9 protein-coding genes and 1 pseudogene are annotated in these 9408 nt (G+C 66.9%); 1 reads left to right on the forward strand and 9 read right to left on the reverse strand.

All coding sequences use genetic code 11. The features are described 5' to 3' along the window. From ACO6D5_RS26155 to fliF, 9 genes and pseudogenes are all read right to left on the reverse strand, one after another. Positions 1–189 (reverse strand): annotated as a pseudogene (locus ACO6D5_RS26155) (flagellar motor switch protein FliN); the annotation flags it as partial. Then, positions 182–1189, reverse strand: coding sequence for a flagellar motor switch protein FliM (gene fliM / locus ACO6D5_RS26160; RefSeq protein ID WP_006224612.1), 1008 nt, complete (start codon positions 1187–1189; stop codon positions 182–184). The pseudogene ACO6D5_RS26155 and the gene fliM, both read right to left, overlap by 8 nt. Before the next feature lie 2 nt (positions 1190–1191). Continuing rightward, the gene (gene fliL / locus ACO6D5_RS26165; RefSeq protein ID WP_280028559.1) at positions 1192–1821 is read right to left on the reverse strand and encodes a flagellar basal body-associated protein FliL; all 630 of its coding nucleotides are present in this window, start codon (positions 1819–1821) and stop codon (positions 1192–1194) included. A gap of 170 nt (positions 1822–1991) precedes the next feature. After that, the gene (locus ACO6D5_RS26170) at positions 1992–3362 is read right to left on the reverse strand and encodes a flagellar hook-length control protein FliK (protein ID WP_485827001.1); all 1371 of its coding nucleotides are present in this window, start codon (positions 3360–3362) and stop codon (positions 1992–1994) included. Between the two features lie 24 nt (positions 3363–3386). Beyond that, positions 3387–3836, reverse strand: a complete 450-nt coding sequence (gene fliJ, locus ACO6D5_RS26175) for a flagellar export protein FliJ (RefSeq protein ID WP_006223469.1) — start codon at positions 3834–3836, stop codon at positions 3387–3389. Beyond that, positions 3829–5295, reverse strand: coding sequence for a flagellar protein export ATPase FliI (gene fliI / locus ACO6D5_RS26180; RefSeq protein WP_035212694.1), 1467 nt, complete (start codon positions 5293–5295; stop codon positions 3829–3831). Before fliI ends, fliJ begins: the two co-directional genes overlap by 8 nt. Before the next feature lie 44 nt (positions 5296–5339). Further along, positions 5340–6083 (reverse strand): flagellar assembly protein FliH, encoded by a 744-nt coding sequence (gene fliH, locus ACO6D5_RS26185; protein ID WP_315847104.1) that lies wholly within the window; start codon positions 6081–6083, stop codon positions 5340–5342. Then, positions 6076–7086, reverse strand: coding sequence for a flagellar motor switch protein FliG (fliG, locus tag ACO6D5_RS26190; RefSeq protein WP_035212612.1), 1011 nt, complete (start codon positions 7084–7086; stop codon positions 6076–6078). Before fliG ends, fliH begins: the two co-directional genes overlap by 8 nt. Beyond that, positions 7076–8743, reverse strand: coding sequence for a flagellar basal-body MS-ring/collar protein FliF (fliF, locus tag ACO6D5_RS26195; RefSeq protein ID WP_315847105.1), 1668 nt, complete (start codon positions 8741–8743; stop codon positions 7076–7078). The genes fliG and fliF overlap by 11 nt, the downstream gene beginning before the upstream one ends. A gap of 331 nt (positions 8744–9074) precedes the next feature. Here fliF and fliE point away from each other — a divergent pair, with 331 nt between their 5' ends. Further along, positions 9075–9407, forward strand: a complete 333-nt coding sequence (gene fliE / locus ACO6D5_RS26200; RefSeq protein WP_315847106.1) for a flagellar hook-basal body complex protein FliE — start codon at positions 9075–9077, stop codon at positions 9405–9407. Position 9408: the final 1 nt, after the last annotated feature.

A 9408-nucleotide genomic window follows, 5' to 3' on the forward strand; every position in this document is an offset into this window, starting at 1 on the left:
GGCGGGCGCCGCCGGGGCGGGCGCTGCCGGCGTGGCGGCGGATTGTTCAGCCATCGCGGCTGCCCAGTCGTCCTGCGGCTTCAGGCCATCGGCCTGGGTGGGCGGATTGGCGCGGGATTGTTCGGCGAGCGCGTCGGCCCAGTCGTCGGCCGGGGACGAGCCGGTGCCAGGCTCGTTCTTGTCAGTCATGGTCGGGGGCCTCGTGTGAATCGGTATCGTAGGTAAACATGTTCTGTACGCGCAGCGCGTACTGGCCATTGAAGACGCCGTAGCCGCATTCCATCAGCGGCACGCCATCCACGTTGGCAATGATGGTTTCGGGCACGTCCACGGGAAGGACGTCGCCCACTTTCAGGCTCATCAGCTCGCGGATCGACGAGGGGATGCGCGCGAATTCCGCGACCACGTCGATGTCGGCGCTGCGAACCTGGCGCGACAGCTGCTGCGACCAGCGCTGGTCCACTTCTTCCAGCGTGGTTTCCTGCAGCGGCCGCGTCAGCAGATCGCGCACCGGCTCGATCATGGAGTAGGGCAGGCAGATGTTCAGGTCGCCGCCGGTCGCGCCGAATTCGATATGGAACGAGGTGACGACCACCACTTCATTGTTGCCGGTGATGCTGGCGAACTTGGTGTGCATCTCCGAGCGCACATACTCGAATTCGATCGGATAGACGGGGTCCCAGGACTTGCCGTAGCTTTCCAGGGTCAGGTTGAGCAGGCGCCGGATGATGCGCTGTTCGGTCGTGGTGAAATCCCGGCCTTCGACGCGCGTGTGGTAGCGGCCATCGCCGCCGAACAGGCTGTCGATGACCAGGAACACCAGATTCGGGTCATAGGTGAAGAGCGCCGTGCCGCGCAGGGGCTTCATCTGAATCATGTTCAGATTGCTCGGCACGGGCAGGTTGCGTTCGAAGTCGGCGTACTTCTGGATCTTGATCGAACCGACCGTGATGTCCGCGCTGCGGCGCATGAAGTTCAACAGCACGTTGCGCATATGGCGCGCGAAACGTTCGTTGATCAACTCCAGCGTCTGCATGCGGCGGCGCACGACGCGTTCGGGCGAGCTCAGGTCATAGGCGCGCGCGCCATCGTTGGTACTGGCCGCCTCGGTCTTGCTGTCGCTCTCGCCGGTGACGCCGGCAAGCAGCGCATCGACTTCGTCCTGTGAAAGGAATGCCTCGTAGGCCATGCTTATTGCACCACGAACGCCGTGAACAGTACGTCGGTGACATACTGGCCGTCCGGCAGGGGCGAGAAGGGGCGGTTGACCGCCTGCTTGATCGCGGTGGCCATGTCGGTCTTGCCTTGCTGGGTCTGCACGCCGGTGGGCGATTGCGACGACAGCACCATCAGGATGCGGCTGCGCACTTCAGGCATGTACTTTTCAAGGCGCGTGCGGGTCTGTTCGTCGCTGACGCGCAACGTCAGGCCCACGTGCATGATGCGTTCCGTGTCGGCGTTCTGCAACGTGACCGTGAATGCTTCGATCGGCACGAAGATCGGTGCGGGCACGGCGATCGGACCTGCCGGCGGGGCGACGAAGGTGGTCGGCGTGGCTTGCGGGCCCTGGCCGGCCTGACCAGGTTGACCCGGCTGACCGGGTTGGCCAGGCTGGCCGCCAGGGACCTGGCCCACGCCCAGTTGCACCGCGGCGCCAGCCTGCGGCTGCTGCATGCGTTGGGTGATGAACCAGGTTGCGCCGGCACTGGCGGCGGCGACGAGGAGCAGGACCAGTATGGCCAGGATCGGGCGAAGGATGCGGCCGATGCCGCCGGAGGTCTTCGCGCCCGACGGCGCGGATAAGGTTTTGGAAGTCGCCATCTCGGTTTCGATGCGTATTGGGCCGCTGGTGAAAACGGATACTTAGTGGATGAAAGCATTCTGCCCCAATTCCCGCCTCGGCTTGGAGGCGAAAAACAGGGCGAAAGCCGCGTATCTCAAGCTATTGCTGCACTGCCCGCATCCATTGCTGGCTGCGGGCCGCCTGTTTGCTACGCGAAGGTGTCGACCAGGGCGTTGGCATTGCGCGGGGAGGGCACGACAGGCGCCGAATTGCCGGCCGCCGCATCGGCAACCGCCGAGCCGCCGCCGGTCTGGCGTTGCGAGCCGTTGCCACCCTGCTGTTGCGCAAATTCCTGCTGCGCGGCCTGTTCGCCGACGCTGGTCTGGCCCAATGAAATACCGGCTTGCGCCAGGGCTTGTTGCAATTGCGGAATGGCGGTTTCGATCGCCTGGCGCACCGAAGCGTGAGCCGACACGAACGAAGCGCTGGCCACGCCATCGGCCAGGTTCAGGCTGACGCGCAAGGGGCCCAGGTCCGGCGGATCCAGGCGCAGTTCCGCGGTTTGCATGCCTTGACGTGCATTGGTGCTCATCATCACGACCTGCTGGCCAAGTTCGGTGCCCCAATGCGTGCCGCCCACGGGGGTGGCGATCTGCATCACGACGGGCACGGCCGGCGCGGCAACCGCGGCTTGATTCACCACCGGCGCGGCCTGGCGCTGGCTAGCGGCGGCCAAGGCCTGGGCCAGATGATCCTGGGCCGAAGCGCCGTGTTGCGGGGCCTGGAATTGTTGCGCCGTGCTGGTCAACGCCGCGGTCAGTTCTTCTTCCGTGCGCGCCGGCAGCGTCGTCGTGTGTTCGGTTTCGGCGCGGGCATCGCGCGGCACGCGCGGCAGCGTGAGGTCGGTGGCAAGACGCAGCGACTCGGCCTTCGCGGCAGGCTTGGCGTTGGCGGGCGCGGTCTCCACGGCCGGGGCCGCGGCACTGCCCGGCTTGACCGCAGCAGTCACCACCGGCAAGGCAGCCTGGGCGTCGCGCGCGGCAAGCGCGGCGGCGGCTTCGGCCTGTTGGGCCGTTGCGGCGACCGGCGTGCCAGGCGCAGCGGCGGCGTTGACGTTGGCGGCATTCAGCGTGGCCGTCAGCACGGCCGCGCCGGACCCCAGCGCAGCGGCCGCAGCTTCCGCGTTGCCGCGGGCAAGCTGTACTTGTTCAGCCGCCTGGGCGGCGATTTCAAGTGCTTGCTGCGGCAAGACCGGCGCGGCCGGTTGCTGGGTGGCGGCGACGGCAAGCGCCCCGGCTTCCGCGGCGGCGGCGGTCTTCACCGCATCGTCGATCGCGCCGGCGGCGGCGTTTTCAGCCTTGCCGGCGGGGTCGTTGGCGGCGGCGTTCTTGCCGGGCGTCTTGGCGCCATTGTTCGCAGGGCGCGAATCGGCGGACGGCTTCGGACGCTGCTGGGCCAGCACATCGGAAAAGCTCGGGCCTTTCTTGTTCGCGGACGCGGACTTGTTGGCGCCAAGCGCGTCGGCGATCGACGTCGGCGCGACGGGTGCGATCGTGGGCAAGGGCAGGGGAGCGGTCATCTTGGGCTTCCTGTGAGGTATTGCTTAATGCAGGCCGGCCTGGCGCTGGACCAGGCGGGCGGAGTATTCATCGTTGGCGCGCTGTTCGCGGCGGGACTCCACGACGGCCTGCGCGCGCATTTCGCGCTGCGCCAGGGCGTCGTAGGAATTGAGCTTGCGTTTTTCCTGCTGCCAGTACTGGCGGCCCTTGGCCAGGTTCTCGTCCGCCTGGCGCAGCACGGTCTGCTGCTGGCTGATCGCGTCGTCCAGGGTGCCGATGAAGCGCTGGTAGTTATGGCAGTCGCTGGCCGACATTCCCGTCGTCATCGCCTGCTGCAGGCGTTCCAGGTAGTCCTGGCGGTAATCGTTCAGCATGCCCAGCTGGCGCTCGGCATTGGTGCGCTCGGCGCTGAGCCGGCCCAACAGGCGCGCGGCTTCATCCGTGCTTTCCTTGGCCAGGTTGATCAGCATGTCCAAGGGCAATTGGCTAGGCATAGGTATCCCTTAACTCGAAACTGGCGCGCAACTGGTTGACGGCGTCGTCGTAGCCGACGTTCTCGCCGATATCCTGCTGCAAGAACGCCTCCAGACGGGGGTAGCGCGCGATGGCTTCGTCCAGCTGCGGATCGTTGCCGGCGGCGTAGGCGCCGACGGCGATCAGGTCGCGGTTGCGCTGGTAGCGCGACAGGTTCTGCTTGAAGCGGCGCACGACGGCGAATTGCTGCGGCGTGATCAGCGAGGTCATCGCGCGGGAAATCGACGCCTCGATGTCGATGGCGGGGTAGTGGCCGGCTTCGGCCAGATGGCGCGACAGCACCACGTGGCCGTCCAGGATCGCGCGCGCCGAATCGGCAATCGGATCCTGCTGGTCGTCGCCTTCCGCCAGTACCGTATAGAACGCGGTGATGGATCCGGCTTTGCCCGACGGGCCGGGCGCGCCCATCCCGGCGCGTTCGACCAGCATGGGCAGCTTGGCGAACACCGACGGCGGATAGCCTTTGGTGGCGGGCGGCTCGCCGATGGCCAGCGCGATTTCCCGTTGTGCCATGGCGTACCGGGTCAGCGAATCCATGATCAGCAGTACATCGAGGCCCTGGTCGCGGAAGTGCTCGGCCAGGCGGGTGGCGTAGGCCGCGCCTTGCAGCCGCAGCAGGGCCGACACGTCGGCAGGCGCCGCCACCACGACCGAGCGCGCCAGGCCTTCGGGGCCCAGGTTGTGCTCGATGAATTCCTTGACTTCGCGGCCCCGTTCGCCGATCAGGCCCACGACGATCACGTCGGCCTTGGTGTAGCGGGCCATCATGCCCAGCAAGACGGATTTCCCCACGCCAGAACCGGCGAAGAGGCCCATGCGCTGGCCGCGTCCGACGGTCAGCAACCCGTTGATGGCGCGTACGCCCGTGTCCAGCACGGTGTCGATCGGCGCGCGCGACAAGGGGTTGATGGGCAGCGCGGACAGGGGCGCCAGTTCGGCGCCCGTCAATGGCCCCAGCCCGTCCAGCGGGCGGCCGGCGCCGTCCAGCACCCGGCCCAGCAGGGCGTTGCCCACGGGCAGGTGGCGGCCAAGCTGGGGCTTGGCGTTGCCGTTCAATTCCGCTTTGCGCGGCAGCGGGATCTGCCGCTGCACGGGCGGTTCGCCGGGCACGACGCGCGCGCCGGGCGGCAGGCCGGAAATGTCGGCCTGCGGCATCAGGTACAGCGTATGGCCGTCAAAGCCCACGACTTCGGCATCGGCCCAATGGTCATGGCCACGTGCGATTTCAATGCGGGCGGCGGCGCCGACCGGCAGGCGCAGGCCGGTGGCATGCAGCACCAGGCCGGTTGCGCGGGTGATCTTGCCGCTGACGAGCCACGGGTCGGTCGACGCGGCGCGGATCGAGCCGATCTCCAGCTGCGTCTTCCAGCGGTCGATGACCGGAACGGCAGGCGCCGCAACGGCGGGCGCGGACGACAGCGGCGCGGCCGTCTGGCCGGGCTGTGCCGGAGCCGGATGGCTGTTCACGCCGGCTCCTCCCAGGAGACGTTGCGGCCCAGCGAAGCCGCGACCCGGCGCCACCGCGTCTGCAGCGTGGCGTCGATGTCGCCGAAGGGCGTTTCGGCGCGGCAGCCGCCGCGCGCGATGGATTCATCGGCCAGCACGCGCCAATGGCCTTCCTTCAGCTCGTCCGCCAGGTGCAGGCGGATCAGCTCGATGTCGTCGGGGTTGGCCCACAGGCGCATCTGGCCGCCCGCGGACGGGTTGATGTGCAGCACGTCGCGCACGGCGGCGGCAACGGTTTCCGGCTGCTCGGCCAGCGTCGTGCGCACGACTTGCTGCGCGATGTCCAGCGCAAGCGTCAGCAGGCTCTGGCCCATCTTTTCTTCCAGCGAACCCAGCGATGCGGCGCAGGCTTCGACCAGCGTGTGCAGGCGCTGCGCTTCGGCTGCGCCCTGTTCGCGCGCCTGGGCCAGGCCCTCGGCGAAACCGGCTTCGCGTCCCGCGGCGAATCCCGCATCGTGCCCCGCTTGCTGGCCTGCTTCCACGCCGGCCGCATGGCCGTGCGTGTAGCCTTCCTCGCGGCCCTCGGCCATCGCCTGGGCGCGCAGTTGCGCCATCACCACGGCAGGATCCGGGCCCGGATCGGGTTCGGGCTCCGGTTCGACTTCGACGGCCGCCGGCTCGTCGAACGACAGCATCTGCCAGCGCCGCCAGGCGGCGCTGCGCGAGATGAGCGTCGTCGCGCCGTTGTCCGCTTCAGACATATGCGTCGTCTCCGGAGTTGCCCAGGACGATCTGGCCGCTTTCGGCCAGGCGGCGGGCGATCTGCAGGATCTTCTTCTGCTCGGCTTCGACCTTCGACATGCGGATCGGACCCTGGGCTTCCAGGTCCTCGCGCAGCATCTCGGCGGCGCGGCTGGACATGTTGCGCAGGAACTTGGCGCGCAGCTCTTCCGGCGCGCCCTTGAGCGCGACCATGAGCGTGTCGTTGTCGATTTCCTTCAGGATGAGCTGGATGGCACGGTCCTCGACGTCCAGCAGGTTGTCGAAGACGAACATCTCGTCGATGATCTTCTGCGCCAGGTCGTTGTCGCGTTCGCGCAGGCTGGCCACGACGGTTTCCTCGTCCGAGGAATTCATCATGTTCAGGATCTCGGCCGCAGTGCGCACACCGCCCATCTTGCTGCGCTTGGCGCCCTGGCCGGCCAGCACGGAATTCAGCACTTCGGTCAGTTCGGACAAGGCCGCAGGCTGCACGCCGCCGAAGGTGGCGATGCGCAGCATGACGTCGTTGCGCAGGCGATCGGTCAGCAAGGCCAGCACCCCGGCCGCGCGGTCGCGCTCCAGGTGGACCAGGATCGTCGCGATGATCTGCGGATGCTCGTCGCCGATCAGCTCGGCCACGGTGTTGGGGTCCAGCCAGTTCAGCGCGTCGATGCCGCTGCCGCCGTCGCCGGCTTCCAGGATGTCTTCGATCAGGCCGGCTGCGCGGTCGCTGCCCAGCGCCTTGGTCAGCACGCTGCGGATGTAATCGTCCGAGCCCAGCGTGACGGCCATGAACTGGTCGGCTTCCTGGCGGAACTCTTCCAGCACGACGGCCACGTCGTTGCGCGTGACCTGCTTCAAGCTGGCCATCGCCGCGCCGACCTGCTGCACTTCACGGGCGCTGAGGTACTTGAAGACCTCGGCGGCCGCGTCCTCGCCCAGCGACATCATCAGGACGGCGCTGCGCGTCATGCCGTCCATCGGGGTGGAATCATTTTTCATCTTTGCTCATCCAGGTGCGCAGAACCATCGCGACGGCGCGCGGATCCTTATTGGCCATCGTGCGGGCGCGTTCCAGGTTGTCTTCGTAGCGGTTGACTTCCTTCGTGCGCGCCACGTCCTGGGCCTCGCGGGCCGCTTCGATGCGCTCGGCTTCAGCCATTTCCGGATCAACCGGCGGATACAGGTACTCGGTGACCGAGCGGCGGACCTTGCGATACAGCCACAACGCAACCACCAGACCCACCAGCCAAGCCAGGATGGTCTTGAACAGGGCGATCATTTCCGGGTCGCGCCACATCGGCACCGGCGGCGGGCCATCGTTGAACTGGCTGTTCACCAGATTCAGCGAGTCGCCGCGCGTTTCGGAATAGCCCATGGCTTCGCGGACCAGGTTGGTCAGCTTGTTCAGCTCTTCGGGCGGCAGGGCCTGGGGCTCGCCGTCCTTGTCGCGGATGTAGTTCACCACCACGGCGACCGACAGGCGCTTCAGGTTGCCCACCGGCTGCTTGATGTGGCTGATGGTGCGGTCCACTTCATAGTTGGTGGTGGCGTCGCGGCGCTCGTTCAGGTTGGTGGCGGCCGTCTGCGTACCCGTCTGCTGTTGCTGCTGGGCATTGGCCGGCTGCTGCGGCTGGCCCGGGCGCGGCGGTTGCGGCGCTGGCGGGTTGGCGATGGGCGCCTGCGCATTGGCGGGCGCCTGGTTCGACAGCGCGCCCGGCACGCCCTGGGCGGGGTTCACGCCGCGCTGGGTGGAATCGCTGGTCTGTTGGCTGCGGATGGCGGACTGGCCCGGTTCCTGGTTGGGGCGATAGACTTCGGAGGTCTCTTCGCGGCGGGCGAAGTCGACGTCGGCGCTGGCCTGGGCGTGGACGTTGCCCGGGCCGACCAGCGGATTCAGGATGGTCAGGATGCGTTCGACCGTGCGCTGCTCCATTTCGCGCACAAAGCGCATCTGATCGGCGTCCATGCCGCGGCCTTCGCCCAGCGGCGCGGACAGCAGGCGTCCGTTCTGGTCGACGATCGATACGTTTTCAGCGGTCAGCTCGGGCACGCTGGAGGCCACCAGCCACGAAATCGCCGACACCTGGGCGTCGCTCAGGCTGCGGCCGGGGTAGACGTTCAGCAGCACCGACGCCGTGGGCGCCTGGCGTTCGCGCACGAACAGCGACTGGCGCGGCATGGCGAGGTGGACGCGGGCGTGCTGTACAGTGTGCATGGCTTCGATCGAACGGGCCAGCTCGCCTTCCAGACCGCGCTGGTAGTTGATCTGCTCGGCGAACTGGCTGGCGCCGAAGCGGGCGTTGTCCATCAGTTCGAAACCGACGGAGCCGCCACGCGGCAGCCCTTGGGAAGCCAGTTGCAACCGGGCGTCGTACACGCGGTCGGCCGGAACCAGCAAGGCGGTGCCGGTTTCGTTGTAACGGTAGGGCACGTTCATCGTGCCGAGCGCCGTCACAATGGCACCGCCGTCGCGGTCGTCCAGGTTCGAGAACAGGACCTTGTACTTGGGTTCGCTGCCCCACATCACGGCGGCAACGACCAGCGCAACGACGGCGGCCGCCGCGCCAAGCAGAATAGGCTTGGGCAGCGCGCGTATCTTTTCCAGGGCGGGGAACTTCGCCAGCAGCGACGAGCTCAGAGTGGCCTGCTGATTCATCGATGGCTCCCGCTGGCTACGCGGAGCAGGGAAAAGGACTTCATGTCTGGGTAGGGCAGATTACACATGCAACGTGCTTCTGGTCTGGGGAGAGCCTGGATTATTGCCGTTGGTACGACAATCCCAATCGATGAAAACAGCCGGTTTTTGGCGTTACTTATCCTCTATGTCGACGGCAAGGCGAAAGCTGCGGCCAGGGGCTCGCGCCTGGTTGGCGGCATTCGGGGAAATGTCGGGGTTTTTGGCGGTTTATATCGGCTATGGCCGCATGCGAACGGCGTTACGCTCTGCACAACATTGGCGTCATGCCCCACCAGCAAGGAATCAGGTAATGGCTGTATCAGGCTTGTCCGGCATCGAAAGCATGCTCCAGCAGATGCGTACCGTCGTGAGCAAGGCGGAAACCGGCAATCTCGCCGCTGGCGAAATGGTCGGCCAGCCCGACGGCTTTGCCGCCGAGCTGCAGCGCTCGATCCGTCGCGTGACCGCGGCGCAGAACGCGTCGTCCGCCCAGGCGAAGGCATTTGAAATGGGCGCGCCCGACATTTCGCTCAATGACGTGATCATCGATATGCAGAAAGCCAGCATCGGCTTTCAGACCGCCGTGCAGGTGCGCAACAAGCTGGTTGCCGCCTACAAGGAAATCTCCTCGATGGCCGTTTAAG

This window comes from Achromobacter sp., from assembly GCF_057314935.1.

What these genes read in the sequence shown, in the direction of transcription:
- fliE (WP_315847106.1), top strand. Translation starts at nt 9,075, where the DNA reads ATGGCTGTATCAGGCTTGTCCGGCATCGAAAGCATGCTCCAGCAGATG.
- ACO6D5_RS26170 (WP_485827001.1), bottom strand. Translation starts at nt 3,362, where the DNA reads ATGACCGCTCCCCTGCCCTTGCCCACGATCGCACCCGTCGCGCCGACG.
- fliJ (WP_006223469.1), bottom strand. Translation starts at nt 3,836, where the DNA reads ATGCCTAGCCAATTGCCCTTGGACATGCTGATCAACCTGGCCAAGGAA.
- fliL (WP_280028559.1), bottom strand. Translation starts at nt 1,821, where the DNA reads ATGGCGACTTCCAAAACCTTATCCGCGCCGTCGGGCGCGAAGACCTCC.
- fliH (WP_315847104.1), bottom strand. Translation starts at nt 6,083, where the DNA reads ATGTCTGAAGCGGACAACGGCGCGACGACGCTCATCTCGCGCAGCGCC.
- fliF (WP_315847105.1), bottom strand. Translation starts at nt 8,743, where the DNA reads ATGAATCAGCAGGCCACTCTGAGCTCGTCGCTGCTGGCGAAGTTCCCC.
- fliG (WP_035212612.1), bottom strand. Translation starts at nt 7,086, where the DNA reads ATGAAAAATGATTCCACCCCGATGGACGGCATGACGCGCAGCGCCGTC.
- fliM (WP_006224612.1), bottom strand. Translation starts at nt 1,189, where the DNA reads ATGGCCTACGAGGCATTCCTTTCACAGGACGAAGTCGATGCGCTGCTT.